Raw genomic sequence first — 25,700 nt, forward strand, 5'->3', positions numbered from 1 at the left:
TTTCGGGCTTTTTTACACTTTTTACTCTTCTTCAAGATGACACCGGCATTGTCCGCAGCATGTTCCGTATAACGTCGTTACCTTCTCATCCTCAAAGTAATGAATCGCTTCGTTACAGTCTTGGCAAACAATCGTACCCATCTCTCATTCCCCATTTCTCAGAATTTGAAAACGCTTAATTCTTACTTGTTGTTATTATATTATTATGTCACATTTAATATGTCAACCGATAAATTGTATAACACATTTATTTTTTACGGTCTTTTTATAGCTCGAGGATCAATCACGGTATATCCTTTAGTACGCAATCCTTTTACAATGTCCGGCATGGCTTCGGCCGTCCACTTCCGGTCATGCATCAATATGTTGGCGCCGTCCCGCAGATAAGGGCTGCTCAGCGTGATATCGGTAAGCGCTTTTTTGGATTGATATTTCTGATCCCAATCGTAGCCGAAGGTCCAGTTCATTTTCACCATACCTTCTTGTTTTATAAGTTTGTCACTGTAGTCCGTATTGCTTCCGAAAGGCGCCCTGAAAAACGCCGGTTTCTCCCCGGTTATCTTTTCAACGGCTTTATTGACGCCGATGATTTCTTCCCGTTGTTTTTGTTCGGAAAGGTCTTTTAAATTTTGATGAGTCATTGTATGATTTCCGATCATAAAGCCTAACTCATGAATATGCTGAAGCGCTTTCTTATTTTCATCTTTTTTCAAAAATTGGCCGTTCACAAAAAAGATCGCTGACGCATGGAGATCATGCAGTTTGTCCGCAATCTCAGCGGCATGCTGATCGGGTGCATCATCTATCGTTAACAATGCAATCGGTTTTTTGTCTTTCTGGTCATCCAGTTTTTCCACGGCAAAGGTTTTCGGATTGATATAGTAACGGGGCTCTGCCTTCTGTTTTTCCTCTTTTGTATGAGTGTTTTCCTGTTTAGCATGATTGACCGCAGCTTGAGAATGGGGTTGTTTATTTGTTTGCGTTTTTTCAGTTGATTGGCAGCCGACGAGCAAGCACATCCATATAACGGCGGCAGCGGCTTTATACATGACAATCCCTCCTGATATGGTTTTGCCCACAGTATAACGAAAAAACAGCGCTCTCACGAAAAATAATGTGCCTTTTTTACACATCGGCTTCACAAGTTGTCACACGTATTATTTCTTCATTAAAAACGGTTTCAATTATATAACAATTAAGTAACAAGCCTTAGGTTTTTCACCTATCGTGATACACTTGATATAGTCCTTATAAATGGATGAACCAATATATTATATAAAACAGAGGAGTAAGATAGATGCGCTACCGTACGGTGATTCCCTTTTTTTTGATGCTGTTCGTTCTGTCAAGCTGTTCGGTTTCTACTGTCAGTCCGTTCAAAAATAACCGGATCGACAGCATTCATCACACTCAAATCTTGTTTTTTTCCGATGAAAATCATATAGATAAAGAAGTTCCTTACTACGATGCGATTCTTGATTTAGAAAAGAAATACCCCCATCATGTTGATCAAATGAAAGTTTATGACAACAGAAAGGGCTGGGAAGAAGAAATCAACACATTCCCGGCACTGATGGTAGTCAATCACCGGCATGTCGTCATGAAGATTGAAGGCGCGGTAAAGAAAAAAGAGGATATTATCAAGCCTATGCAGCATGTGCTTGCACAATAAAAACAGCCCTCGCTTTTAAAAGCGGGGGCTGTTCATTTTCTTGCAATGATTATTTTACGATATGGATCGGGCTTCCGATTGCCACTTCGGCAGCTTCCATTGTGATTTCGCCCAATGTCGGGTGAGCGTGAATTGTCATTGCGATATCTTCAGCAGTCATTCCGCCTTCGATCGCCAGGCTCAATTCAGAAATCATGTCAGAAGCGCTCGCGCCGGCAATTTGCGCACCGATCACAAGACCGTCTTCTTTACGAGTGATCAGCTTCATGAAGCCGTCAGTTTCGTTAAGAGACAGCGCGCGTCCGTTTGCAGCAAACGGGAACTTAGCAGCAACGACTTCAATGCCTTCTTCTTTCGCCTGTGCTTCAGTGTAACCGACAGAAGCCAGTTCAGGCTCAGAGAATACAACCGCCGGAATACCGAGGTAATCGATTTCAGCAGGCTCTCCCGCAATAGCTTCCGCAGCGATTTTACCTTCGTAAGACGCTTTGTGAGCCAATGGAGGGCCGTCAATGATGTCACCGATTGCGTAAATATTCGATACGTTTGTTCGGCACTGCTTGTCCGTTTTAATGACACCGCGGTCAGTCATTTCGATACCGACTTGCTCAAGGCCGAGCTCATCAGTGTTCGGACGGCGTCCGACAGTGATTAATACGTAATCAGCATCAACCGTTTTTTCTTCGCCTTTTACTTCGAACGTAACTGTTACGCCGTCAGGTCTTTCTTCAACGCCTTTAGCCATAGCGCTTGTATGGATTTCAACGTTGCCTTTTTTCTTCAGTCTGCGGGTAACGAGAGAACTCATTTGTTTTTCGAAGCCAGGAAGAATTTCATCTCCGCCTTCTAAAATCACCAATTCAGTTCCGAAGTTTGCATACGCTGTTCCAAGCTCGGTACCGATATATCCGCCGCCGATAACAACGAGTTTTTTCGGAATTTCTTTAAGCGCCAGTGCGCCTGTAGAGTTCAGAACACGTTCGCTATATTTGAAGTTTGGCAATTCGATAGGGCGAGAACCGGTAGCAATGATCGCGTTTTTAAATGTGTATGTTTGCGCAGAGTTCTCATCCATTACACGTACAGAGTTGCTGTCTACGAAATAAGCTTCGCCTTTTACAACGTCCACTTTATTTCCTTTTAAAAGACCTGCAACACCGCCGGTAAGCTTATTTACAACAGAAGCTTTCCATTCTTGGACTTTTGTAAAGTCAACTTTTACGTTCTCAGCAGTGATCCCCATGTCATCTGAGTGTTTTGCATTCTCGTAACGATGGCCTGCATTGATAAGCGCTTTTGAAGGAATACAGCCGACGTTCAGACAAACGCCTCCAAGAGTTGCTTTTTCAACGACTGTTACTTTTTGTCCAAGCTGAGCAGCGCGGATGGCAGCTACATAGCCGCCAGGTCCCGCACCAATCACAAGAGTATCTGTTTCAATAGGGAAATCTCCTACTACCATAACATTACGCCTCCATTAAAATAAGTTGTGGATCGTTCAGTAAACGCTTGATGTGGTTTAACGCATTTTGTGCAGTTGCTCCGTCAATCATACGGTGGTCAAAGCTGAGAGAAAGAGCTAAGACAGGAGCAGCTACAATTTCACCGTCGCGGACGATCGCCTTTTCAGCGATGCGGCCGATACCGAGAATCGCAACCTCTGGGTGGTTGATAACCGGTGTGAACCATTGGCCTCCGGCAGAACCGATATTTGTGATTGTGCAAGAAGCGCCTTTCATTTCCGCAGGTGCAAGCTTGCCTTCACGCGCTTTTGTAGCAAGGCTGTTAATTTCATCAGAGATTTCGAAAACGGCTTTACGGTCGGCATTTTTCACTACCGGCACAAGCAGGCCTTTTTCAGTATCCGCTGCAATTCCGATGTTGAAGTAATGTTTTTGGATCACTTCATCTGTTTTATCATCAATAGATGTGTTTAAAACAGGGAATTTTTTCAGAGCGGATGTTAAGGCTTTTACGACGTAAGGCAGGTAAGTCAGCTTGATGCCTTGATCAGCAGCAACTTGTTTGAACTGTTTGCGGTGAGCAACAAGATTTGTTACGTCAACTTCATCCATAAGAGTTACGTGCGGTGCAGTATGCTTAGAGTTCACCATTGCTTTAGCAATCGCTTTACGGATACCGCTCATTTTTTCGCGTGTTTCAGGGAACTCGCCTTCAGGAGCCTGAGCCGCTGCAGGTTTAGCCGTTTCCTGAGGCGCCGCTGTTTCTTGCGGTGCCGCTTCTTGAGCTCCGCCGTTTACAAAGCTGTCGATATCTTCTTTTACAACACGTCCGTTATTCCCTGAACCTGTTACTTTGCGGATATCAATGCCTTTTTCACGTGCATATTTGCGTACAGAAGGCATAGCGATCACGCGTTTGTTCGGATCAGCTTCCGCTTGGTCCTGCTGTCCTGCGCCAGTTTCTTTTGCAGGCTCTGCTGCGCGTTCTTCTTTCGCTACGTCCTGTCCTGCCTCAGCGGAAGACTGAACTTGCGCTTCAGTTTTCGCATCGCCGGATTCGTCGCTTCCTTTAAATTGAAGATCTTCGTAACCAGGTGCGTCAAACGTAATAATCGTTTGTCCAACAGTTGCAACCGTTCCCTCTTCAACTTTTAATTCTAATACTTTTCCTTTAACAGGTGAAGGAATTTCTACCACTGCTTTATCATTTTGCACTTCAGCCAGTACATCGTCTTCTTCTACCTCGTCGTTTGGCTTAACAAACCATTTTACGATTTCGCCTTCGTGGATACCTTCCCCGATATCCGGAAGTTTAAATTCAAATGCCACAGTTTTCGACCTCCTAGTTGATTAAGCAAATTTTAGTTATGCATACGCAAGCATTGAACCTTTAAAAACAGGTTTATAATAGAGGAAAAGAACGTGTGTCTTTCCCTCCTGTTATGAAGCCTGATTAAAATTCAAGAACTTTTTTCGCAGTTTCAAGAACGTCTTTATGGTTTGGAAGCCATACGCTCTCAGCTTGCGAGAAAGGAAATACTGTATCAGGCGCTGCGACACGCAGTACCGGAGCTTCCAGGCTCAGGATCGCGCGGTCATTGATTTCAGCTACAACGTTGGCGCCGACACCTGCTTGTTTTTGAGCCTCTTGCACGACAATTGCGCGGCCTGTTTTTTCAACAGAGGCGATAATCGTATCGATATCAAGCGGGCTTACAGTGCGAAGGTCGATAACTTCAGCAGAAACGCCTTCTTTTTCAAGCTCTTCAGCAGCTTTAAGCGACTCATGAACCATTGCGCCGTATGTGATGATAGAAAGGTCAGCACCTTCGCGTTTCACGTCAGCTTTTCCAAGCTCAATTGTGTATTCTTCCTCAGGAACTTCCTGACGGAAAGAACGGTAAAGTTTCATATGTTCTAAGAAAACGACTGGGTCGTTGTCACGGATTGCAGAAATTAAAAGTCCTTTTGCGTCATACGGAGTAGACGGAATAACGACTTTAATACCCGGCTGCTGAGCCACAAGGCCTTCTAAGCTGTCAGCGTGAAGTTCAGGAGTGTGAACCCCGCCGCCGAATGGAGAACGGATTGTCACCGGAGAACTCCAGCGGCCGCCTGAACGGTAGCGCATACGGGCCATTTGGCCTGAAACTGAATCCATTACCTCATATACGAATCCGAAGAATTGGATTTCCATAACCGGACGGAAACCGTTTAACCCTAAACCAAGAGCGAGACCGCCGATACCGGATTCAGCAAGCGGCGTATCAAATACACGGTCTTCACCGAATTCTTTTTGCAATCCTTCAGTCGCACGGAATACGCCGCCGTTAACACCAACGTCTTCTCCGAAAACTAAGACATTTTCGTCATTTTTCAGTTCTGTGCGTAACGCATCCGTGATTGCTTGAATCATTGTCATTTGCGCCATGGCTTACTTCGACTCCTTCTGTGTATAAGTTTCTAATTGCTCTTTTAGGTTGTAAGGCAATTCTTCGTGCATGATTTTGATTAAATCAGTCACTTTTTGCTTCGGTTCAGCATCTGCTTTTTTGATGGCCTGCTTAATTTCTTCTTTTGCAGCCTCAATTACTTTGCTTTCTTCTTCTTCAGACCACAGGCCTTTGTTTTCAAGGAAAGCGCGGAAACGGACGAGCGGATCTTTCTGCTCCCATTCGTTTTCGATTTCTTTCGTGCGGTATTTAGTCGGATCGTCACCGGCCATTGTATGCGGACCGTAACGGAACGTAAGTGTTTCGATCAGTGTCGGGCCTTCGCCGTTAATTGCGCGTTCGCGCGCTTCAGCAGTTGCAGCGTACACCGCAAGGGCATCCATACCGTCAACCTGAACGCCGACAATACCTGCTGCGGCCGCTTTTTGAGCGATTGTTTGAGCCGCTGATTGTTTTTCAACAGGAGTTGAAATCGCATAGCGGTTATTTTGCACTACGAAGATTGCTGGCGCTTTGTAAGCTCCGGCAAAGTTGATTCCTTCGTAGAAGTCCCCTTGAGAGGCGCCGCCGTCACCTGTGTATGTGATAGCTACGGCTTTTTTACCCCGTTTTTTAAGACCGAGCGCTACACCGGCAGTTTGGATGTATTGAGCACCGATAATGATTTGCGGAGAAAGGGCGTTCACATCATCTGGCATTTGGTTTCCGCGGAAGTGTCCGCGGGAGAATAAGAACGCTTGGTAAAGCGGCAGACCGTGCCAGATTAATTGAGGCACATCGCGGTAGCCCGGAAGAACGAAATCTTCTTTTTCAAGCGCGAAATGCGTTGCGATTTGTGAAGCTTCCTGGCCGGCAGTAGGAGCGTAGAAACCGAGACGTCCCTGACGGTTTAATGAGATAGAGCGCTGATCAAGCACGCGTGTGTATACCATGCGGCGCATAAGCTCTTTTAATTGATCATCTGTTAAATCAGGCATCGCCGCTTCATTCACGACTTCTCCCTTTTCATTTAAAATTTGGAACGTTTCGAACTGCTTCTTAATGGCATCAAATTGCTTCTTACTGTCAACGATTGTTTTTTTCGTTTTTGCAGCCATACTAAAGTCACCTCTTCCTTTCTTTTAAACAGTCATTAGACGTGCATTCCTGTATACATACAAACTTAGGATACCCTAAAGTATTAGCAGCAAGTCGTATATATTTAGCCTATCCCCAGTTTGCCGAAACCTTTATGTAGGATCATCACTATCTGATCTGAACTGTATTATTTCGGAGTTGTAAAAGACTGATACAACACCGCTTAACATGGATAAGTTTACACTAAATAAAGAAGACCCGTCAATCGTTTTAAATGTTGATTTTAAATAAATGTATTCGCTTTATATTTTTCCGGCGGGACAAGCTGTTCATCCGCCGAAACTGTACTAGTATACATACACCTGCTGTACTACAATAGAATTCAGAATCCTTTTTTCCGCATAAAAAAAGGGCCGGGCATCCGGCACCTTTCATCGTTTTCAGCTTTCATTGACATGAAAGCCGGCCTCTTTATACAGCTCTTCTCTGGCCTGATTATACTCTTTCGTCTGCTTGTTAAACGCTCCGCCCCGCTTTAATACCTTTTTGTAGGAATCGTTCACTTTGCCGATCTTCTTGTCGAGGTCTTCTGCAGTCAGGTCTTTTTTCTTAATGGCGCTGTACAATTCTTTATCATATTGAATGGCTTTCATATAGTCTTTATAGAGTCCGCCGTATAAATCATAGCGTTTTTCCATATGTGAGGCTGCTGCTTGCGCCTTTTTCTTAATGGACCGGTCTTTAATCGATCCGGCTGTTTGTGTGACGGTTTCAAATTCTTTTTTCGAACTGTCCATGCTGTCTTTTTCCGTTTTCAGATGCTGCTTGCGCTGTTCCGCGTTTTTAAGGGCCTCATCCGAAAGTGAGACGATTTTTTCGTAATCATTCATATTCAGCTGAATGACTTCGTTATACAGCTCATCTTCCTTTTTCTCTAATTTTTCTAATGTTTTCTGCTCTTTTTGAAACGGTTTTTCCGCCTGTACGGCTTTTTCCATCGAATCATGAATTGTTTCAACCGGGTCTTTCTCCCCGCAGCCTGCAAGCAGCATACTTGCGGCGGCGAGCGCTCCGATTCCCGCCAGCATCTTTTTTTGTAACATATTCACTTAAAATCCCCCAATCTTGACAATTTCCACTATAGAAGCCAGAACGCCTTTTGACAATAGCTGAGCTGTAATTGGTATTCCCGGAATTTTTGGGCAAAGACATTTATAGCTTCGCCAGAGCGTACTTGCGTAAAAAATTGAGAAAACAGGGCGGATGACCATACATCTTTTTGGCTTTTACATAGTTTATAGTAGACGCCGGCCCTGCTGAAAAGGGTCAGCGTAATTCAAAGAGGAGGTTTTTTTATGTACGGATATGGATTTGGCGGCGGATTTGGCGGCGGTTGTTGCGGCGGATACGGTTATGGCGGATACGGATACGGCTGCGGAGGCGGTTACGGCCGCACATTCGCATTAATCGTCGTATTGTTTATCTTATTAATCATCGTCGGTGCCGCTTATTTAGGCTGCGGCTGCTGACCTTATACACCATGAACATCGGCCGGCCTGCTATGGCCGGCCAATTGTTTCGTTGCGCCGCGATAAGGAAGTTCGCTATAATTTACATATTAAGCTTTAGGAGTGAAGTTTCTTGATTACTATGGAAAATATTGTCCGCGACGGACATCCCGTGCTCAGAGAGATCGCTGAAGAGGTCCGGCTTCCCGCTTCTGACGAAGAAAAACAGCAACTTGCTGATATGATTGAGTTTGTGAAAAACAGCCAAAATCCTGAATTAGCCGAGAAATACAACCTTCGTCCCGGAGTCGGTCTTGCCGCTCCTCAAATAAACGTAAAAAAACGGATGATCGCCGTTCATGCTGAAGATGCGAAAGGCACTTTATACAGCTATGCCCTTTTCAACCCTAAAATCGTCAGCCACTCAGTAGAAAAAAGCTACTTGACGAGCGGAGAAGGCTGCCTGTCAGTAGACGAACCCATTCCCGGCTATGTGCCGCGCTACGCACGCATCCGAGTAAAGGCGACGACGCTTGAAGGGGAACAGATTGACATCCGCCTCAAAGGTTTTCCGGCCATCGTGTTTCAGCATGAGATCGACCATTTGAACGGTGTGATGTTTTACGATCATATCGATCAAGAAAATCCGTTAAAAGAACCTGAAAACGCCATTGCTATTGACCGTTAAAAAGAACCGGCACTTCTTTAAGTGCCGGTTTTCTTCATTTCAAAAGCCCCAGTTCTTTGACAGCCCAGCTGATTCCCTCTTCATCCACCGGCTTTGTGACGAAATCAGCGGCAGCCTTTAATTCCGGAACTGCATTTCCCATCGCCACCCCGGTGCCGACAAAACGGATCATCTCTAGATCATTTAGTCCGTCGCCGAAGGCATAAGTGTCGCTTATGCTGTACGGAAGGCGCTCAAGCACTCTTTTAATGCCTTCCGCTTTTGAACCGCCCTTCGGAAGCACATCCGTTGACAGTTCATGCCAGCGGACATAATCAAACTCCGGAAAAGCTGCGTATGCTTTTTCTTCATGTCCGCGGCAGAATAAAAGCAGCTGATAAATATCTTTTCCTTTATAAAATGTTTCATCAACTTCGGGATAAGGCGCTTTCAGACTGCCGATTCCTTCGGAGACGTGCGGATGTCCCGGAACGGTCGTTTTCATCGTGTCTTCCGCCATGAATACGACGGGGTGCTCCCCTTCTGCCACCTGCTTTAATAAACGCGCGACTGCATCTTCCGGCAGCGGATTTTTATAAATAACATCGCCTTCAAACACGACATATTGGCCGTTGTATGAAATAAATGATTCAATCTCCAGCTCTTCCAGAATCGGCTTTACCATAAACGGAGACCGCCCGCTGGCGATAAAAACGTGATGGCCGGCCTCTTGAAGCGCCGCCACGGCGTTTCTTGCGCTATCGGGGATATGTTTATCATGGTCATAGATCGTGCCGTCAATATCAAAAAAGATCAGTTTTGGTTTCATGTCAATTTCTCCTTTATCCCGTTTATCAGTCGTGTCTTGTTCAATCTCATCATACAGAAAGTTTTTCTTCCGGCAAACAGCCTTGACGAAATTCCAATTTTACCCACGAAAACAAATCCGGTTTTGCCGCATACTACTGCTATAAAGGGCTTTAAAGGAGGTATATGATGCTGCGCCGGTTACGGAAGAAACTCAGAAGACAGTGGGGCGGAATGCTCCGGAAAAAAGTCATCGCGTAGAAGGGATCTTTCGGTTTTTGAAAGTCCCTTTTTTGCTCGAGACTTTCCTTATAATCCGTTTTCGAATATAATAGAATAAGCGAGTCTAACATACGGCATTTAAGGAGAGATTTGGATGATTTATAAGGTATTTTATCAAAAGAAGGCTGACGAAGTACCTGTACGGGAAAATACAGATTCACTTTACATTGAGGGCGTTTCAGAACGGGACGTCAGAACAAAACTGAAAGATAAGAAATACAACATTGAATTTGTTCAGCCTGTGGACGGTGCTTTTTTAGAATATGAGAAGCAGAGCGAAAATTTTAAAGTATTGGAGTTATGAGCGGAATGAAATTTGTAAAAAATGACCAGACTGCCGTTTTTGCCCTCGGCGGATTGGGCGAGATCGGGAAAAATACGTACGGGGTGCAGTTTCAGGATGAGATTGTACTGATTGATGCGGGAATTAAGTTTCCTGAAGATGAACTTCTCGGCATTGATTACGTAATCCCCGATTACACGTATTTAGTAAAAAACGAAGACAAAATTAAAGGTCTGTTTATCACCCACGGTCACGAAGACCATATCGGCGGTATTCCGTACCTGCTCAGACAAGTCAATATTCCCGTTTACGGCGGTAAACTCGCGATCGGCTTACTTCGGAATAAACTTGAAGAGCACGGACTGTTAAGACAGACAAAATTAAACATCATCGGTGAAGACGACATCGTTAAGTTCCGGAAGACGTCTGTATCCTTCTTCAGAACGACACACAGCATTCCGGATTCATACGGAATCGTCGTCAAAACACCGCCGGGCAATATCGTACATACCGGAGACTTTAAGTTCGATTTCACACCGGTAGGCGAACCGGCAAACTTGACAAAGATGGCCGAAATCGGGAAAGAAGGCGTTTTGTGCCTGCTTTCTGACAGCACGAACAGTGAGGTGCCCGATTTCACCATGTCAGAACGCCGTGTAGGCGAAAGCATTCACGATATTTTCCGAAAAGTGGACGGCAGAATTATATTTGCGACATTCGCTTCGAACATTCACCGTCTTCAGCAAGTGATTGAAGCTGCCGTTTTAAACGGCAGAAAAGTTGCCGTATTCGGACGCAGTATGGAATCGGCTATTGAAATTGGACAGACTCTCGGTTACATCAGCTGCCCTAAAAATACGTTTATTGAGCATAACGAAATCAACCGTATACCTGCCAATAAAGTAACGATTTTATGTACGGGCAGCCAGGGTGAACCGATGGCGGCGCTATCACGCATCGCTAACGGCACGCACCGTCAGATATCCATTAATCCCGGAGATACGGTTGTCTTTTCTTCTTCTCCGATTCCCGGAAACACAATCAGCGTAAGCCGCACCATCAACCAGTTGTACCGTGCGGGCGCAGAAGTCATTCACGGTTCGCTGAATGACATCCATACATCCGGACACGGCGGACAGGAAGAACAAAAATTAATGCTCCGCCTGATTAAACCGAAGTTCTTCATGCCGATTCACGGGGAATACAGAATGCAGAAAATGCACGTCAAACTCGCGACTGATTGCGGCATTCCTGAAGAAAACTGCTTTATTATGGACAATGGCGAAGTGCTGGCGCTCAAAGGCGAAGAAGCCGCCGTGGCAGGCAAAATCCCGTCCGGCTCCGTTTACATTGACGGAAGCGGAATCGGTGATATCGGCAATATCGTGCTCCGCGACCGCCGCATTCTTTCAGAAGAAGGCCTTGTTATCGTTGTTGTCAGCATCAACATGGACGACTTTAAAGTATCAGCAGGACCTGATTTAATTTCAAGAGGTTTTGTATACATGAGAGAATCCGGTGATTTAATCAACGACGCACAGCAGCTCATTTCGAACCATCTTGAGAAAGTAATGGATCGAAAAACAACGCAGTGGTCCGAAATTAAAAACGAAATTACCGACACGCTCGCTCCGTTCCTATATGAAAAAACAAAACGCCGTCCGATGATCCTTCCGATCATTATGGAGGTCTAAAAAAAACTGCACTCGTGATGAGTGCAGTTTTTTTATTGCAGCGGAATATGCTGAAAGGCTTTGACATCAAACAGACCGGTTGCCGTCATTTTAATATCCGGAATCACCGGAAGCGCTAAAAACGATAATGTAAGAAACGGATTGAAATTACCGGTGAATCCGAGCAGAGGAAGCTTTTCATGAAGCACGCCCAGGCTGTCATTCACCCATTCCGCAGACTTATCAGACAAAAGCCCGGCGATCGGAAGCGGGACAGAGTGAAGCAATTCTCCGTTTTTCACGGCTGTCAGCCCTCCTCCGGTTTCACGCAGCCTGTTGATTGCTTTTGCCAAATCGGCATCGTTTGTACCGACAGCGATGATGTTGTGGGAATCGTGAGAAATGGTTGTGGCAATGGCGCCTTCTTTTAATCCGAACCCTTGTACAATCCCGAGACCTATCATTTTTTCTCCGCTGTGGCGTTCAGCGACGGCGATTTTTAATAAATCATTTTCTGTATCAGGACAAAATGTGCCGGCAGACGGTGCAGGGACTTCTTTTTTCCTCGTCTCTAAATGATTTGGTATGATTTCGATTACATTCATTAGCCTGCCCTCTTGAATCGGCATATGAAAATCTGATTCAGTCAGCGGCGCTTTCAGCCGTACTGTATCCAACAGCGCTTGATCCGGAGAATAAGAGCCGGCGGACTGCTCATAAACCGGGCAGCCGTTCTCGGCAACGGTCCGGCCGGCGACCAAGGTCTTTGTGACGGAAGCCTCCCGCAAATCTGAAATAAACAAGAGATCTGCATCAAAACCCGGTGCCACCGCGCCTTTTGTTTCAAGGCCGTAGCACTCGGCCGCATTTAAGCTGGCGAGCTGATACGCAAGGAATGGATCAAGTCCCGCTTTTATTGCCATTTTGACTTGGTGGTTCACACTTCCTTCTGAAAGCAGATCGTCCACATGTTTATCATCCGTACAAAAGAAGAAGCGGCGCGCATTTTTTTCGTTCACCGCCGGCAGCACATTGAGCGTATTTTTGGCCACCGATCCTTCGCGCAGCATGACATACATTCCCCGCCTGATTCTGTCCAGCGCCTCTTCTTTCGTCGTCACTTCATGATCATTTGACACTAGCGCGGTTCTGTATATATTGATGATATCTGAAGACAGTCCGGCTAAATGCCCGTCAATCCGTTTCCCATAATGCTTGGCATCAAGCAGTTTCTGAAGCATATCCTCTTCACCTTCCGCAACAGACACGTAGTCCATTACTTCCGCCAGCCCCAGCACCTCTTTTTCCTGATAAAAAGGCTTTAAATCTTTGGCTTTTAATACGGCTCCCGAGCGTTCAAAGCTTGCGGCCGGAACACAGGAAGGAAGCATGAAACGGATGTTCAGCGGCGCTTTTTTCGCCTGCTCTATCATAAATGAAATGCCTTTTGCCCCCGAAACGTTCGCGATTTCGTGAGGATCAGTAATGACAGTCGTCACTCCGTGAGGGAGGACTGCTTTTGCAAATTCAATCGGAGTAACCATAGAGGACTCGATATGAACATGTCCGTCAATAAAGCCCGGAACGATCATTTGGCCTTCTGCATCAATGACTTCTTCCCCTTCATACTCACCCAACCCGACGATCACTCCGTCCGTAATGGCGATATCTGCAGAAATCCATTCCTGGTTAAATACATCCATGATTTTTCCGTTTTTAATGACGGTATCGGCTTTTTGTCGGCCGGCCGATGCATTCAGCCGTTCAGCCAGTGTTTCTTTGTTCAAAATGAGGCCTCCTCTTTTTCTTTATATGGTACAATATGCTATCGGATCGCCTGATCATAGTCAATAAAAACTGCAGAATATACCGCTTACACGATAAATGTCTTTCTATTCTGACATATAAAAAAGACCGTCCTTTTACGGACGGCTTTTCACTTTGTATGAAGCACTCTTTTTTCAAATCGGGAAATGTCCGTAAGAGAGCCGATAACGATGAGAATATCGTCTTTTTGGATCATTTCAGTCGCCAGCGGAGATACGATTACTTCTTTTTCTCTCTTGATGGCCACGATGTTAATGCCGTACTTCGCGCGTATGTCCAGATCAAGCAGTGTGTTGCCCGCAAGCCTGCTGTTGGCTACGATCTCCACGATGCTGTGTTCGTCAGACAGCTCTAAATAATCAAGCACATTATTTGATACGATGTTGTGGGCGATGCGTTTTGCCATGTCACGTTCAGGGTGGACGATGTGGTCGGCCCCGATTTTCGCAAGCACTTTTTCATGATAGTCGTTCTGCGCTTTGACCGTGATCGTGTTCACGCCGAGTTCCTTTAAGATCAGCGTCGTTAAAATGCTCGCCTGTATATTTTCACCGATTGCCACAATGACGTGGTCAAAATTGCGCAGCCCCAGATTTTTCAGCACCGATTCATCGGTTGAGTCGCCGATGACGGCGTGTGATGCGATTTTGGCATATTCATTTACTTTATCTTCATCAATATCCATCGCCATGACCTCAAGGCCTTCTTCACTTAATGCTTTGCAAATACTCCCGCCGAAGCGTCCGAGACCGATAACGGCAAACTCTTTTCTCATAACAGTACTCCTTTAAACAATATCTCTAATAGGAATAGTATCACATTTTCGGCAATGAGTTCATATGGCGTTTGAGCTTTTCTGAAAAGGCGGGCGATAAATACAAGTCTGCTCCGCGTTCGATTTCTTCCTGATAGTGACCCGGAGGCGCAATTTCCTCAGCTTTATCAAGCACAAGAAACGTCAGGCAGCCCCTGTATATACGGCCGCCGGCATTCACTTCTATGAACGCGGGACGATATGTATGGCTATCAACACCTTCCCTTTTATACAGATAGGTTGCCGCTTCAAACGGGAGCTTGTACAGCACGCCTTCAGTACGGCCGCCGTCTTCAACAAGATCGGCTCTGGAACCGTCAGGACGCCTTAACGTGAATCTCGTTGAATACCCTTCAGCAACCGCCCCTCCGACCGGCTCGGCGAAAAAGTGATCGACCCCCGCCTGTTTAAAACGGGCATTATCCATACATGAACCGTAAGCGAAATAATAAACCGGGCTGTCATCCTCTCTTTTCATAAAACGATATTCTTTCCAGTCTCCGCTTTTGATCCGGCTGAATGAAGCACACTGTTCAGGCTTTACGACATATGCGAAGGCGGTTTTATTCCCGAGATCCGTCGTCACGGCGACTTCCTCCCGGTCAAAATCGGCATAATGCGCATCCAGCTTACGGATCATCTGATGATCTGTTTCATACAATTCTCCGTATACAAAAGCTGTTTCTGCTAAAGACGCCGCGGGCTGACCTTTTTCTGTTTTATACAGCACGCCGTTTATCGCGGCCTGCTCGCACACACACGGAGCGCCTTTCAGCAGCTCATGGTTTTCTTCACGCTTCCGTAACAAACCGTATACAAAAAGAAGCAAGTTAGTTTTCCTCCTTTTGGACAGCAGCCGCTTCTAAAGGCAGAAATACCTGAAACGTACTGCCTTCTCCATTTTTGCTCTTAATGTTAAGTTTACCATTATGCTCCTTGAGAATTCGTAAACAAATCGGAAGGCCGAGGCCTGTTCCCTGATCTTTTGTCGAGAAAAACGGTTTCCCGATGTTTTTAAGCTTTTCTTTCGACATGCCGTTTCCTTCATCCTGTATGCTGATCACCGCGTATTCTTCATCCCGTTTTGTGTAAATATGAATATTCCCGCCGTCAGGCATCGCCTCAATCGCATTTTTAATAATATTGATAAATACCTGTTTCAGCTGGTTTTCGTCACCGTTGACCATACAGGACTCAGTCTGCCTGAAATCCTTCTCAATCACAGTGTTTGACAGCACCGCGTTTGTGTCAAGAAGCGTCGCCACCTGCCTTAAAATATGGTTGAGATGATGGGCGGTAAACGTCACGGTCTGCGGCTTGGCGAGCAGAAGCAGCTCTCCCAGCACAAGATCTATCCTTTTAATTTCCGAAAAAATAATATCGAAATAATCCGTTCGTTCCGGATACTGAGCTTTCATCAGCTGGAGAAAGCCGCTGACTGATGTTAAAGGATTTCTTACTTCGTGGGCGATTCCTGCCGCAAGTTCACCGGCGATAGCCAGCTTTTGAGATTGCATGGCGAGCCGTTCGTTCGTTTCCAGAAGCTCATCAACCGCTTTTTTCCGTTCACTGATATCAGACATCGTTCCCAGGCTTCCGACAAATTTCTGTCTGCGGTCATAATACAGCTTATAATGAACTTCTCCCCAAAAGATAGTGCCGTCTTTTTTAATATATTTAGCCGTGAACATTCCTGACGGGGACTGCTGCTTAATTTGGGAGATAATATAATCAATGATATGTTTCTCTTTTATAAAATAATCATTATACATCGTGCCCATACATTCGCTGATGGAATAGCCCGTAATCGCCGTCCAAGCTTGATTCAAATATGTAATATTCCCTTGTGAATCCGTCTGAAAAACAATTTCCTGCAGATTGTCCATAATCCGGTTTTTCTCATCTGAAAGCGCCTTTGCTTTCTGCTCGCTGTCCTTCAGCTCCGCCAGCAGCTGCTTTTTATGATCTACATAATAAGCCAGCAGCCAGACGCTGATTAACGTGACAGTGGTAAAAGTGATATCAACAGGCCAGTTAATCGGATTCCGTTCAATTATATAAAATAAATAATCCCAAAACATAATAAAAATCATTGCCAAGATTAATGAAATGATACGCGCTTGATATTTTCCCATAGTCCCACCTGCCGCTAGCATTTCTACATATATTGTAACATTGTTGACCGCATTATTGACTAAAAAATGATAACTATTCCCAATTATTTGAGCAGGTTTGCTTGATTTTACCGTGAGTTTTTGCACAAGTTCATAATAAAAGGGCGGAATGACGCTCCGCCCTTTTTATCATTATGATTTATCTTTTAACGCTTCCTCGATTTCCTCAAGCAGCATTTTCGCTCCTTCAGGGCTTAAGATGATTTTACCGTTGCCGTATTCCTGATTGTCGGGAGTAATTTCTCCGGTCATTAAGCAAATGCCGTGCGGTTTGTATTTTTTCAAGACAATTTTGTCTCCGTCAACAAAAAATTCAATACTATCTTTAATAGCGATATCCAATGCTCTTCTCAATTCAATCGGCATGACAATACGCCCTAGTTCGTCTACTTTTCTTACTACACCAATTGATTTCATAGAAATCCCCTACTTCCTTTAATGTCTCTTATATATGTCCAAGGAAAATCCTTCATAAACGTAGACGAAAGTAACGGAGCAAAAGTTTCTCCGCATCCGGTAATGAATGTTTTTTTACAGAAGAAAGCCTTTTTGAAATACGGGATACAGACTTTCCCTCCTTTTTTACAAAAACATTTCATTCCCGGCGGAAACCCCCAAAAATCGTGGTTTTTCTCAGAAACTTTAAATGTAGAATCAATTAAATCAGGATAGGGATTGGGTGAAAATATGTTTCAATCAACTGAGATCGGAATCGACTTAGGAACCGCTAATATACTTGTTTACAGTAAAAATAAAGGAATTATTTTAAACGAGCCTTCCGTTGTCGCTGTAGATACAACAACGAAAGCGGTGCTTGCCATCGGAACAGATGCCAAAAACATGATCGGAAAGACGCCGGGGAAAATCGTCGCCGTACGGCCGATGAAAGACGGTGTCATTGCTGATTATGATATGACAACTGACTTATTAAAACACATTATGAAAAAAGCCGGAAAAAAAATCGGGATGACCTTCCGCAAACCGAATGTCGTCGTCTGCACGCCTTCAGGATCAACAGCCGTTGAACGCCGCGCCATCAGTGACGCTGTCAAAAACTGCGGAGCAAAAAACGTTCACTTAATTGAAGAACCCGTAGCAGCTGCAATCGGAGCCGACCTGCCGGTTGACGAGCCGGTCGCAAACGTCGTCGTGGATATCGGAGGCGGTACGACTGAAGTCGCCATCATCTCATTCGGAGGCGTCGTGTCCTGCCACTCTATCAGAATCGGCGGCGACCAGCTTGATGAAGATATCGCTTCGTTCGTCAGAAAAAAATACAACCTGCTGATCGGAGAACGTACGGCAGAACAAGTGAAAATGGAAATCGGTTTTGCATTGATTGAACATGTGCCGGAAACGATGGAAATCCGCGGCCGTGACCTCGTAACCGGTCTGCCGAAGACGATCAGACTGCAGTCAAATGAAATTCAGCACGCGATGCGTGAATCGCTCCTACATATTCTTGAAGCCATCAGAGCGACTCTTGAAGATTGTCCGCCGGAACTCAGCGGGGACATCGTTGACCGCGGCGTCGTGTTAACTGGCGGGGGCTCGCTTTTAAACGGGATGAAAGAATGGCTGACAGAAGAAATCGTCGTTCCCGTTCATTTGGCCGCAAATCCGCTTGAATCAGTGGCTATCGGCACGGGGCGTTCGTTAGACGTCATCGACAAGCTGCAAAAAGCGATTAAATAATAAGATTGTGCTTCTTTTTTCTCCGGCCGGCTCATATTGTGAGAACTGGAGAAACATTAAGGAGGAAGCATATGCTTAGAGATGTGGGAAGACGCGTAGCGGTAGCTGTCATTTTAAGCGGAATTATTTTGGGGGGTATGAGCATTTCGCTGGCCAATATGCCCCATTCTCCGGCCGGCAGCACCGTAAAACTGAATCATCCGTAAAGACGCAGCAAAGGCTGTGTCTTTTTCATTTACGCTCCTTTCTTTTCTTTATGAGGCGATATTTGATATGATGAGAAAAACCGATGAGGAGGAATGAACGATGAGTTCGTTTACTGAAAAGTTAAATACATATGCTCGGCTGGCGGTAGAAGTCGGCGTCAATGTCCAAAAAGGACAGCATGTCGTAATCAATGCCTCAACCGATGTCCGGGAACTTGTCAGACTGCTGGCTAAACATTCGTATGAAAAAGGCGCAAAAAACGTCACCGTAAATTGGCAGGACGATGAATTGTCCAGATTAAAATACGAAATGGCCCCGTTTGAAGCGTTTGAAGAATATCCTGAATGGGAAGCGAAAGGCAAAGAAGAGCTCGCGAAAAAAGGAGCTGCGTTTATTTCTGTCGTCTCATCCGACCCCGACCTGTTAAAAGGCACTGACGGGAAACGGATTGCAGCGTTCCAAAAAGCCGCCGGAAAAGCATTGCATACATACAGACAATATATTCAATCAGATAAAGTCAGCTGGACGGTGATCGGAGCCGCTTCAACAGGCTGGGCGAAAAAAGTGTTCCCGGATCAGCCGGAAGAAACAGCCGTTCAGCTTTTATGGGAAGAAATTTTCAAAACGACCCGCGTAAATGAAGAAAACCCAGTGGAAGCATGGAAAAAACATGATCAAAACCTTCATGAGAAAGTGGAACACCTGAACAAAAAACATTACAGCGCCCTGCATTATCAAGCTGAAGGAACAGACTTAACCATTGAATTGCCGAAAAAACATGTATGGGCGGGCGCAGGAAGCGTGAATGAGAGCGGGCACGAATTCATGGCCAACATGCCGACAGAAGAGGTTTTCACTCTTCCGCAGCGTGATGGGGTGAACGGCACGGTTTCCAGCACGAAACCGCTGAGCTACGGCGGCAACATTATTGATAACTTTACACTTACCTTTGAAAACGGCCGCATCGTTGATGTGAAAGCTGAAAAAGGCGAGGAGATTTTAAAAGGCATCGTCGAAACCGATGAAGGCTCGCATTATCTCGGAGAAGTGGCCTTAGTGCCGTACGATTCACCGATTTCACAATCAAATATTTTATTTTACAACACACTGTACGATGAAAACGCATCAAACCACTTGGCGATCGGCAGCGCGTATGCCTTTAATATCGAAGGCGGCAAACAAATGACACGGGAAGAGCTTGTCAAAGAGGGATTAAATGAAAGCATTACGCACGTAGATTTCATGGTCGGCTCCAAAGATATGAATATCGACGGGATTACTGCTGACGGCAAAAGAGAACCGATCTTCAGAAACGGAAACTGGGCATTTTAATAAAAAAGGAGGCGCTTCGGCCTCCTTTTTTATTTTGCTTCATACATTTGCAGGTTGGCAAAGACAGTTTCCAAAACAGGGGTATCAACTGACAAGCCTTTCGCTTTCTCAAGCAGAAAACCGTGTAAATGATCACCTTCTGTCACCCGGCCATTTTCCATGTCTCTCAGCATCGACGATTTCATGTGATAAGACATGCTTGTCAACGTACGATAACTCTCTTCTTCAAGGTCAGCGTCCTTCGGAATGCCCGCAGCCTTGAAAATGGCTCCGATTTCTGCAAAAAGACGCTTTGCCGTATTGCGGCCGCCTTCTGTATCTAAAATCGGTCCGACCGGCTGTTGAAACAAAGTGGTTACTCCCGCCTGCGCGGCAATGAACATGTACTTTTTCCAGATATCCTTTTCAATATCCCGGCTGATGATGACATCCGCTTTCACACCCGCAAACGCTTTTTCCAGCTCATTTATACGTTCTGTGCGTTCCCCGCTCCATTCACCGAACACAAAGCGGTGGGCAGCGCTCGTATGAAGAATGTCCCCTTTTTCGTTAAGGGCGCTCTCAATAAAGCAGAGGCCTCCTAACACCTGCCGTTTTGAAAAAGCTTCGAACAGCTCGTTATAGTGCCTGTACCCGTTTAAAAAAGGAATAATGACCGACGAAGGTTTGACAAACGGTTTGACATCCCCAATGACGTCCTGCAAAGAATATGCTTTTGATGCGATGATAACGGCGTCAAACTCTCCTTCTTCGCCTGCCATGATTATTTTCGCCTTGATTGAAACATCACCATTTGCACTTTTGACGGTCAATCCCGTCTCTTTTAATTGTTCCGCCCGCTTCTTGCGGACGAGAAACGTAACGTCATTTCCCTTCTCTGCAAGACGGGCGCCGATATAACCGCCCACTCCCCCTGCTCCGACAACTAAAAACTTCATGATGCATTCCTCCGTCTCTTTTCAATTCATATGTTCCTTATTGTAACGGGAAGTCAGAAGATTGAAAACTTTTTTCACAAATAAAAAGCAGAGTCTCCTCTGCTTTTTTATTACGCGTATAGCTCTTCAAGCTTTTTCTGCACATCCGCATTTTCAAGAAATTCATCATAAGACATTTGTTTGTCAACGATGCCTTTAGGCGTTAATTCAATGATGCGGTTGGCAATTGTCTGTACAAACTGATGGTCATGAGATGAAAACAGCATAGCGCCTTTAAAGCTGATTAAACCGTTGTTAAGCGCTGTAATGGATTCCAGGTCTAAGTGGTTTGTCGGTTCATCCAGAATTAAAATGTTCGCGCCGGAAAGCATCGCTTTTGAAAGCATGCAGCGTACTTTTTCTCCTCCGGAAAGAACGTTTGATTTTTTGTTGACTTCTTCCCCAGAGAACAGCATGCGTCCTAAGAAGCCGCGCAGAAAGCTTTCGCTTTGGTCATGCGGCGAGTATTGGCGGAGCCAGTCTACAAGGTTCGCATCGCTGCCGTCGAAATATTCGCTGTTGTCTTTAGGGAAGTACGCCTGAGAAGTGGTAACGCCCCATTTGAATGTGCCGCTGTCAGCTTCCATTTCCCCGGAAATGATTTTGAACAATGTCGTAACGGCAAGCTCATTGCGGCCCGTAAACGCGATTTTGTCTTCTCTGTTCATAATAAAGCTGACGTTATCAAGCACCTTAACGCCGTCAATCGTTTTCGTTAAGCCTTCTACCCGCAGCACGTCATTTCCGATCTCGCGTTCCGGCGTGAAATTGACATAAGGATAACGGCGTGATGACGGTTTGATATCATCAAGCGTAATTTTATCAAGGAGTTTCTTTCTTGACGTCGCCTGCTTTGATTTAGAGGCGTTGGCGCTGAATCTGGCCACGAACTCCTGAAGCTGTTTAATCTGCTCTTCTTTTTTCTTATTGGCTTCCTGAGAAAGCTTTAAAGCAAGCTGGCTGGATTCATACCAGAAATCATAGTTGCCGACATACACTTGAATTTTATTAAAATCAAGATCGGCGATGTGTGTGCACACTTTATTTAAAAAGTGACGGTCGTGGGATACGACGATGACTGTGTTCTCAAAGTTGATCAGAAACTCTTCCAGCCACTGAATCGCTTTCAGATCCAAGTGGTTCGTCGGTTCATCAAGCAGCAGAACGTCCGGCTTGCCGAACAGCGCCTGTGCCAAAAGCACTTTCACCTTTTCTGAACCGCCTAAGTCCGCCATTTTCTTCGTATGCAGGTCTTCAGAGATGCCCAGACCCTTTAACAAAATAGCGGCTTCACTTTCAGCTTCCCATCCGTTTAATTCCGCAAACTCTCCTTCAAGCTCAGCGGCGCGGATGCCGTCCTCATCAGAAAAATCCGGTTTCATATAAATTGCGTCTTTTTCCTGCATGACTTCGTATAAACGTTTATGTCCCATAATGACGACTTTCAGAACTTCGTAATCTTCATATTCAAAATGGTTCTGCTTCAGGATGGCAAGGCGTTCGCCCGGGCTCATATGAACATCGCCGGTCTGAGGCTCCAGTTCACCGGATAAAATTTTCAAGAATGTTGATTTTCCGGCACCGTTTGCGCCTATTAATCCGTAGCAATTGCCCGGCGTAAATTTAATATTGACATCTTCAAATAACTTGCGGTCCGCAAAACGCAAGCTCACATTATTTACAGCAATCATTTATAATCCTCCATCGTGTCTAACATCAATAAAAGTATACCATGAATAAAGGGGAAGAGAAATGTTTCCCTGCGAATATAAGGGTTTTGAAAAGACGCAAGCGCCAAACCCGAAGCCCTGTGATACAATAGATATATATACATATTCATCACGGAGGAACAAGTTGAAGCTTTTAACACTCACAGAATATTGTCTTATGATTTTCTTTACCGGGGTTTTTCTGGCCGTCACAGGCTTTACCGCACGTGACATCGGCTTGTACGTCGGAATCGCCCTCATTTACACGTTTTCGCATCTCTTTTCAAAACGGATGCTTGAAAAACGCGGCAAAGAGAAGCAGCAGGTGCATCTTTTTTTCAGCGTTCTGGCCATTGTCGGATCAGTGCTGGCCACGGTAATGTTCATTGCCATCGCCGCCTCGTTTGCCAAATAAAAAACGCCGGCCGTCCGAATCGGGCAGCGCGGCGTTTTTATTTTGTCTGACGCATATCATGAAACGGGAAGAACACAAACTTCGAGGTGCCGACGATCCGTTTTTCGGCAATTAAACCGAGTCCGTTCCGGCTGTCCATTGAGTTCAGCCGATTGTCGCCCATGACGAAGTATTTGCCTTTCGGAACCTTTACGGGGCCGAAATCTCCCGTCAGGTTGACTCCCAGTTTTTTCGCTTCTTTTTTATTGCTCGCGAGGTACGGTTCATCGATTTTTTTGCCGTTTATATAAAGCGTATCATTTTTCATTTCCACCGTTTCTCCGGGTTTTCCGATGAGCCGCTTTACATAATGGACTTTCGATGTATCGCCGTTAATAATGACGATGTCCCCCCGCTCGATTTCTCCGATATAATTGACGCTTTTGTTGACAAACAGCCTTTCACCGTCATGTAATGTCGGGTACATTGATGATCCTTCCACTAAGTACGGTTCAAACAGGAAATGGCGGATTAAAAGCGCAAGAGCGACCGCTATAATGATGGCCTTTCCCCATTCCCAATACGTGTTGGATTTTCTTTTTACCGATTTTTCAGAAGTAGGTTTTTGTTCTTCAGTCAACGTGGTTCCTCCTAGACGATCACTGTTACGGTTCATGTACTATCTTTACTTTATCACAACTCATCACAAAATACATAACGCTTCTATGCGCATATGATTGAAAAAAGCGCCCGTAAAGGACGCTTTTTGCTTATTTCTCTACTACCGGTTTTTTGACGATTCCCAAGATAACCGCCGTTACAACCGCTCCGATCACGATGCTCATTAAGTAAAGCAGCGGATGGTTCGTAATGAATGCAACGAATATTCCTCCGTGCGGTGCAGGGAGCGTTACCCGGAAAAACTCTGTCAGTCCGCCCGCTACCGCAGAACCGATAACGGCTGCAGGGATGACGCGAAGCGGATCAGCCGCCGCAAACGGGATCGCGCCTTCTGTAACGAAAGCAGCTCCCATGAAGTAGCACGTAATACCGGCTTCACGGTCACGTTTAGAGAATTTATGTTTAAAGAATGTTGTCGCCAGTGCAATTCCAAGCGGCGGAGCCATTCCGCCCGCCATGATGGCTGCGTGCGGGGCATAGTTTCCGGCGCCGATCATCGCAATACCGAAAGTGAACGCCGCTTTATTGAGCGGGCCGCCCATGTCGATAGCCATCATACCGCCTAAAATAATCCCCATTAAGACAAGGTTTCCGGTTCCAAGGCTTTCAAGCCAATTTGTTAAGAAATTCATAAACGCTGCTACAGGTGTGTTAATGACAAACTGCATCAGGACACCGGTGATAAAAATACCGAGCAGCGGATAAATCAATACAGGTTTTAATCCGTCAAGAGTCTGAGGAATAAAGACAAACAGCTTTTTCAGCAGGACTACGACATAACCGGCTAAGAATCCGGCAATCAGTCCGCCCAAGAATCCGGCATTCGCCTGCGTAGCCATAAATCCGCCGACCATACCCGGCGCAAACCCCGGACGGTCCGCAATACTCATTGCGATGAATCCGGCAAGAACGGCAACGATCAGTTTTAACGCATTATCGCCGCCGATAAAGTTCAGCGCTGCAGCAAACGTGTTGTATGTCGGATCTTTCGGATCAGCTGAATGAATTCCCCAGAAGAATGAAATCGCCACGAGGATTCCGCCGCCGACGACAAATGGCAGCATGTTGCTGACACCGCTCATTAAGTGTTTATAGAAAGTGCTTCCGATGCTTGTGCCTGATTTCTGTTTCGGGCCGTCTTCATTAGAAGAGGCAGATCCTCCGCCGCTGCCTTCGTAAATCGGGGCATCTTGATTAACGGCTTTTTCAATCAGTTCTTGAGGACGTCTGATACCGGCCGTTACGGGCACTTGAAGAACATGTTTGCCTTTAAAGCGCTCCATTTCAACCTGTTTATCAGCTGCTACGATAATCGCAGGCGCATCTTCAATTTCCTGAGCCGTCAGCTTATGCTTGATTCCGCTTGAGCCGTTTGTCTCTACTTTAATGTCGACACCGAGCTCTTTCGCTTTTTCTTTCAGTGCGTCAGCAGCCATGAATGTATGAGCGATACCTGTCGGACATGCAGTAACCGCAAGAATTTTGCCCTTTCCTGACGGCGCTGCCTGTTCTTCCTGCTCTTCTTCCTCATCGTCATCTTTGTCATGCTGATTGATGATGTCAATGATCGCATCTTCTGATTCAGCCTCAAGAAGCTGTTTGCGGATTTCTTCACGCATGAGAAGCGTTGAAAGTCTTGATAATGCTTCAAGGTGCGTATTGTTCGCTCCTTCGGTTGCCGCAATCATAAAGACCAGGTGTGCCGGCTGACCGTCTAATGATTCATAGTCCACACCTTCTTTTGAACGTCCGAATGCGATGGCCGGGTTAATGACGCTCGCCGTCTTCGCGTGAGGAATGGCAATGCCTTCGCCGATTCCCGTCGAGCTTTGGCTTTCACGATTTAAAATGGCTGCTTTGTAAGCCTCTCTGTCATTTAATCTGCCGGCTTTGTCAAGCACTGTCACCATTTCATCGATAACGTTTTCTTTCTCTTTGCTTTCTATATTGAGATGAATTGTATCTCTTGTTAACAGCTCAGTTATCTTCACTTTTCTTTCCTCCT

Annotated in this window: 26 protein-coding genes; 9 read left to right on the forward strand and 17 right to left on the reverse strand. The window is 45.5% G+C overall.

Going from position 1 to position 25,700, the window contains the following annotated elements; all coding sequences use genetic code 11:
- Positions 1 to 21 precede the first annotated feature (21 nt).
- Together Y79_RS1000000120550 and Y79_RS0102415 are read right to left on the reverse strand one after the other, a co-directional pair.
- Positions 22 to 141: a GapA-binding peptide SR1P gene (locus tag Y79_RS1000000120550; RefSeq protein WP_076982563.1), complete on the reverse strand. Its 120-nt coding sequence runs from the start codon at positions 139 to 141 to the stop codon at positions 22 to 24.
- A gap of 113 nt (positions 142 to 254) precedes the next feature.
- Positions 255 to 1,049 (reverse strand): polysaccharide deacetylase family protein, encoded by a 795-nt coding sequence (locus tag Y79_RS0102415; protein WP_016936258.1) that lies wholly within the window; start codon positions 1,047 to 1,049, stop codon positions 255 to 257.
- Between the two features lie 248 nt (positions 1,050 to 1,297).
- On the opposite strand from Y79_RS0102415, the gene Y79_RS0102420 reads away from it, so the two are divergent.
- A complete protein-coding gene (locus Y79_RS0102420) occupies positions 1,298 to 1,672 on the forward strand; it encodes a hypothetical protein (protein ID WP_016936259.1) in 375 nt (124 codons plus the stop codon).
- Positions 1,673 to 1,721: 49 nt separating this feature from the next.
- On the opposite strand, the gene lpdA is transcribed toward Y79_RS0102420, so the two are convergent.
- The 5 genes from lpdA to Y79_RS0102445 all read right to left on the reverse strand — a co-directional run bounded on the left by lpdA (position 1,722) and on the right by Y79_RS0102445 (position 7,774).
- Complete coding sequence (gene lpdA, locus Y79_RS0102425; RefSeq protein WP_016936260.1) at positions 1,722 to 3,134, reverse strand: dihydrolipoyl dehydrogenase; 1,413 nt, start codon at positions 3,132 to 3,134, stop codon at positions 1,722 to 1,724.
- A gap of 4 nt (positions 3,135 to 3,138) precedes the next feature.
- Positions 3,139 to 4,464 carry a pyruvate dehydrogenase complex dihydrolipoyllysine-residue acetyltransferase gene (gene pdhC, locus Y79_RS0102430; RefSeq protein WP_016936261.1) on the reverse strand — a complete coding sequence of 442 codons (1,326 nt, stop codon included), beginning with the start codon at positions 4,462 to 4,464 and terminating at the stop codon, positions 3,139 to 3,141.
- Positions 4,465 to 4,588: 124 nt separating this feature from the next.
- Positions 4,589 to 5,566 (reverse strand): pyruvate dehydrogenase complex E1 component subunit beta, encoded by a 978-nt coding sequence (gene pdhB, locus Y79_RS0102435; protein ID WP_016936262.1) that lies wholly within the window; start codon positions 5,564 to 5,566, stop codon positions 4,589 to 4,591.
- Positions 5,567 to 5,569: 3 nt separating this feature from the next.
- Positions 5,570 to 6,685: a pyruvate dehydrogenase (acetyl-transferring) E1 component subunit alpha gene (gene pdhA / locus Y79_RS0102440; protein ID WP_013352119.1), complete on the reverse strand. Its 1,116-nt coding sequence runs from the start codon at positions 6,683 to 6,685 to the stop codon at positions 5,570 to 5,572.
- A gap of 420 nt (positions 6,686 to 7,105) precedes the next feature.
- Positions 7,106 to 7,774, reverse strand: coding sequence for a YkyA family protein (locus Y79_RS0102445; RefSeq protein WP_016936263.1), 669 nt, complete (start codon positions 7,772 to 7,774; stop codon positions 7,106 to 7,108).
- 246 nt (positions 7,775 to 8,020) lie between these two features.
- On the opposite strand from Y79_RS0102445, the gene Y79_RS01000000119920 reads away from it, so the two are divergent.
- The gene (locus Y79_RS01000000119920) at positions 8,021 to 8,194 is read left to right on the forward strand and encodes a YjcZ family sporulation protein (protein ID WP_003154542.1); all 174 of its coding nucleotides are present in this window, start codon (positions 8,021 to 8,023) and stop codon (positions 8,192 to 8,194) included.
- A gap of 112 nt (positions 8,195 to 8,306) precedes the next feature.
- Positions 8,307 to 8,861: a peptide deformylase gene (gene def / locus Y79_RS0102455; protein WP_016936264.1), complete on the forward strand. Its 555-nt coding sequence runs from the start codon at positions 8,307 to 8,309 to the stop codon at positions 8,859 to 8,861.
- A gap of 34 nt (positions 8,862 to 8,895) precedes the next feature.
- On the opposite strand, the gene Y79_RS0102460 is transcribed toward def, so the two are convergent.
- Positions 8,896 to 9,669, reverse strand: coding sequence for a Cof-type HAD-IIB family hydrolase (locus Y79_RS0102460; protein WP_016936265.1), 774 nt, complete (start codon positions 9,667 to 9,669; stop codon positions 8,896 to 8,898).
- Between the two features lie 354 nt (positions 9,670 to 10,023).
- On the opposite strand from Y79_RS0102460, the gene Y79_RS0102465 reads away from it, so the two are divergent.
- Together Y79_RS0102465 and rnjA are read left to right on the forward strand one after the other, a co-directional pair.
- Positions 10,024 to 10,233 (forward strand): DNA-dependent RNA polymerase subunit epsilon, encoded by a 210-nt coding sequence (locus tag Y79_RS0102465; RefSeq protein ID WP_016936266.1) that lies wholly within the window; start codon positions 10,024 to 10,026, stop codon positions 10,231 to 10,233.
- 5 nt (positions 10,234 to 10,238) lie between these two features.
- Positions 10,239 to 11,906: a ribonuclease J1 gene (gene rnjA / locus Y79_RS0102470; RefSeq protein ID WP_029575210.1), complete on the forward strand. Its 1,668-nt coding sequence runs from the start codon at positions 10,239 to 10,241 to the stop codon at positions 11,904 to 11,906.
- A 32-nt stretch (positions 11,907 to 11,938) separates the two neighbouring features.
- On the opposite strand, the gene ade is transcribed toward rnjA, so the two are convergent.
- The 5 genes from ade to Y79_RS0102495 all read right to left on the reverse strand — a co-directional run bounded on the left by ade (position 11,939) and on the right by Y79_RS0102495 (position 17,117).
- Positions 11,939 to 13,672, reverse strand: coding sequence for an adenine deaminase (ade, locus tag Y79_RS0102475; protein ID WP_016936268.1), 1,734 nt, complete (start codon positions 13,670 to 13,672; stop codon positions 11,939 to 11,941).
- A gap of 149 nt (positions 13,673 to 13,821) precedes the next feature.
- The gene (ktrC, locus tag Y79_RS0102480; protein ID WP_016936269.1) at positions 13,822 to 14,487 is read right to left on the reverse strand and encodes a Ktr system potassium transporter KtrC; all 666 of its coding nucleotides are present in this window, start codon (positions 14,485 to 14,487) and stop codon (positions 13,822 to 13,824) included.
- A gap of 40 nt (positions 14,488 to 14,527) precedes the next feature.
- The gene (locus Y79_RS0102485) at positions 14,528 to 15,355 is read right to left on the reverse strand and encodes a gamma-glutamylcyclotransferase family protein (protein WP_016936270.1); all 828 of its coding nucleotides are present in this window, start codon (positions 15,353 to 15,355) and stop codon (positions 14,528 to 14,530) included.
- A 1-nt stretch (position 15,356) separates the two neighbouring features.
- Positions 15,357 to 16,661, reverse strand: a complete 1,305-nt coding sequence (locus Y79_RS0102490; RefSeq protein WP_016936271.1) for an ATP-binding protein — start codon at positions 16,659 to 16,661, stop codon at positions 15,357 to 15,359.
- A 171-nt stretch (positions 16,662 to 16,832) separates the two neighbouring features.
- A complete protein-coding gene (locus tag Y79_RS0102495; protein ID WP_013352109.1) occupies positions 16,833 to 17,117 on the reverse strand; it encodes an AbrB/MazE/SpoVT family DNA-binding domain-containing protein in 285 nt (94 codons plus the stop codon).
- Between the two features lie 270 nt (positions 17,118 to 17,387).
- Between Y79_RS0102495 and mreBH the strand changes: the two genes are divergently transcribed.
- The 3 genes from mreBH to Y79_RS0102510 all read left to right on the forward strand — a co-directional run bounded on the left by mreBH (position 17,388) and on the right by Y79_RS0102510 (position 19,934).
- Positions 17,388 to 18,395 carry a cell shape-determining protein MreBH gene (gene mreBH / locus Y79_RS0102500; RefSeq protein WP_029575211.1) on the forward strand — a complete coding sequence of 336 codons (1,008 nt, stop codon included), beginning with the start codon at positions 17,388 to 17,390 and terminating at the stop codon, positions 18,393 to 18,395.
- 71 nt (positions 18,396 to 18,466) lie between these two features.
- On the forward strand, positions 18,467 to 18,601 hold the full coding sequence (locus tag Y79_RS1000000121125) for a protein YkpC (protein ID WP_016936273.1): 135 nt from the start codon (positions 18,467 to 18,469) through the stop codon (positions 18,599 to 18,601).
- Between the two features lie 100 nt (positions 18,602 to 18,701).
- Entirely contained in the window at positions 18,702 to 19,934 is a 1,233-nt protein-coding gene (locus tag Y79_RS0102510) for an aminopeptidase (protein ID WP_016936274.1), read from the forward strand.
- 29 nt (positions 19,935 to 19,963) lie between these two features.
- On the opposite strand, the gene Y79_RS0102515 is transcribed toward Y79_RS0102510, so the two are convergent.
- Positions 19,964 to 20,872: a ketopantoate reductase family protein gene (locus Y79_RS0102515; protein ID WP_016936275.1), complete on the reverse strand. Its 909-nt coding sequence runs from the start codon at positions 20,870 to 20,872 to the stop codon at positions 19,964 to 19,966.
- Between the two features lie 110 nt (positions 20,873 to 20,982).
- Positions 20,983 to 22,602: an ABC-F family ATP-binding cassette domain-containing protein gene (locus Y79_RS0102520; RefSeq protein WP_016936276.1), complete on the reverse strand. Its 1,620-nt coding sequence runs from the start codon at positions 22,600 to 22,602 to the stop codon at positions 20,983 to 20,985.
- A gap of 163 nt (positions 22,603 to 22,765) precedes the next feature.
- Between Y79_RS0102520 and Y79_RS0102525 the strand changes: the two genes are divergently transcribed.
- A complete protein-coding gene (locus Y79_RS0102525; RefSeq protein WP_016936277.1) occupies positions 22,766 to 23,035 on the forward strand; it encodes a hypothetical protein in 270 nt (89 codons plus the stop codon).
- A gap of 37 nt (positions 23,036 to 23,072) precedes the next feature.
- Here Y79_RS0102525 and lepB read toward each other — a convergent pair whose 3' ends face one another.
- Together lepB and Y79_RS0102535 are read right to left on the reverse strand one after the other, a co-directional pair.
- Entirely contained in the window at positions 23,073 to 23,690 is a 618-nt protein-coding gene (lepB, locus tag Y79_RS0102530) for a signal peptidase I (RefSeq protein ID WP_395940959.1), read from the reverse strand.
- Between the two features lie 94 nt (positions 23,691 to 23,784).
- Positions 23,785 to 25,686, reverse strand: a complete 1,902-nt coding sequence (locus Y79_RS0102535) for a PTS fructose transporter subunit IIABC (protein WP_016936278.1) — start codon at positions 25,684 to 25,686, stop codon at positions 23,785 to 23,787.
- Positions 25,687 to 25,700: the final 14 nt, after the last annotated feature.

The organism is Bacillus siamensis KCTC 13613, from assembly GCF_000262045.1.
Lineage (GTDB): Bacteria > Bacillota > Bacilli > Bacillales > Bacillaceae > Bacillus > Bacillus siamensis.

What these genes read in the sequence shown, in the direction of transcription:
- Y79_RS1000000120550 (WP_076982563.1), bottom strand. Translation starts at nt 141, where the DNA reads ATGGGTACGATTGTTTGCCAAGACTGTAACGAAGCGATTCATTACTTT.
- Y79_RS0102415 (WP_016936258.1), bottom strand. Translation starts at nt 1,049, where the DNA reads ATGTATAAAGCCGCTGCCGCCGTTATATGGATGTGCTTGCTCGTCGGC.
- Y79_RS0102420 (WP_016936259.1), top strand. Translation starts at nt 1,298, where the DNA reads ATGCGCTACCGTACGGTGATTCCCTTTTTTTTGATGCTGTTCGTTCTG.
- lpdA (WP_016936260.1), bottom strand. Translation starts at nt 3,134, where the DNA reads ATGGTAGTAGGAGATTTCCCTATTGAAACAGATACTCTTGTGATTGGT.
- pdhB (WP_016936262.1), bottom strand. Translation starts at nt 5,566, where the DNA reads ATGGCGCAAATGACAATGATTCAAGCAATCACGGATGCGTTACGCACA.
- pdhA (WP_013352119.1), bottom strand. Translation starts at nt 6,685, where the DNA reads ATGGCTGCAAAAACGAAAAAAACAATCGTTGACAGTAAGAAGCAATTT.
- Y79_RS01000000119920 (WP_003154542.1), top strand. Translation starts at nt 8,021, where the DNA reads ATGTACGGATATGGATTTGGCGGCGGATTTGGCGGCGGTTGTTGCGGC.
- Y79_RS0102460 (WP_016936265.1), bottom strand. Translation starts at nt 9,669, where the DNA reads ATGAAACCAAAACTGATCTTTTTTGATATTGACGGCACGATCTATGAC.
- Y79_RS0102465 (WP_016936266.1), top strand. Translation starts at nt 10,024, where the DNA reads ATGATTTATAAGGTATTTTATCAAAAGAAGGCTGACGAAGTACCTGTA.
- rnjA (WP_029575210.1), top strand. Translation starts at nt 10,239, where the DNA reads ATGAAATTTGTAAAAAATGACCAGACTGCCGTTTTTGCCCTCGGCGGA.
- ktrC (WP_016936269.1), bottom strand. Translation starts at nt 14,487, where the DNA reads ATGAGAAAAGAGTTTGCCGTTATCGGTCTCGGACGCTTCGGCGGGAGT.
- Y79_RS0102490 (WP_016936271.1), bottom strand. Translation starts at nt 16,661, where the DNA reads ATGGGAAAATATCAAGCGCGTATCATTTCATTAATCTTGGCAATGATT.
- Y79_RS0102495 (WP_013352109.1), bottom strand. Translation starts at nt 17,117, where the DNA reads ATGAAATCAATTGGTGTAGTAAGAAAAGTAGACGAACTAGGGCGTATT.
- mreBH (WP_029575211.1), top strand. Translation starts at nt 17,388, where the DNA reads ATGTTTCAATCAACTGAGATCGGAATCGACTTAGGAACCGCTAATATA.
- Y79_RS1000000121125 (WP_016936273.1), top strand. Translation starts at nt 18,467, where the DNA reads ATGCTTAGAGATGTGGGAAGACGCGTAGCGGTAGCTGTCATTTTAAGC.
- Y79_RS0102510 (WP_016936274.1), top strand. Translation starts at nt 18,702, where the DNA reads ATGAGTTCGTTTACTGAAAAGTTAAATACATATGCTCGGCTGGCGGTA.
- Y79_RS0102515 (WP_016936275.1), bottom strand. Translation starts at nt 20,872, where the DNA reads ATGAAGTTTTTAGTTGTCGGAGCAGGGGGAGTGGGCGGTTATATCGGC.
- Y79_RS0102520 (WP_016936276.1), bottom strand. Translation starts at nt 22,602, where the DNA reads ATGATTGCTGTAAATAATGTGAGCTTGCGTTTTGCGGACCGCAAGTTA.
- lepB (WP_395940959.1), bottom strand. Translation starts at nt 23,690, where the DNA reads ATGAACCGTAACAGTGATCGTCTAGGAGGAACCACGTTGACTGAAGAA.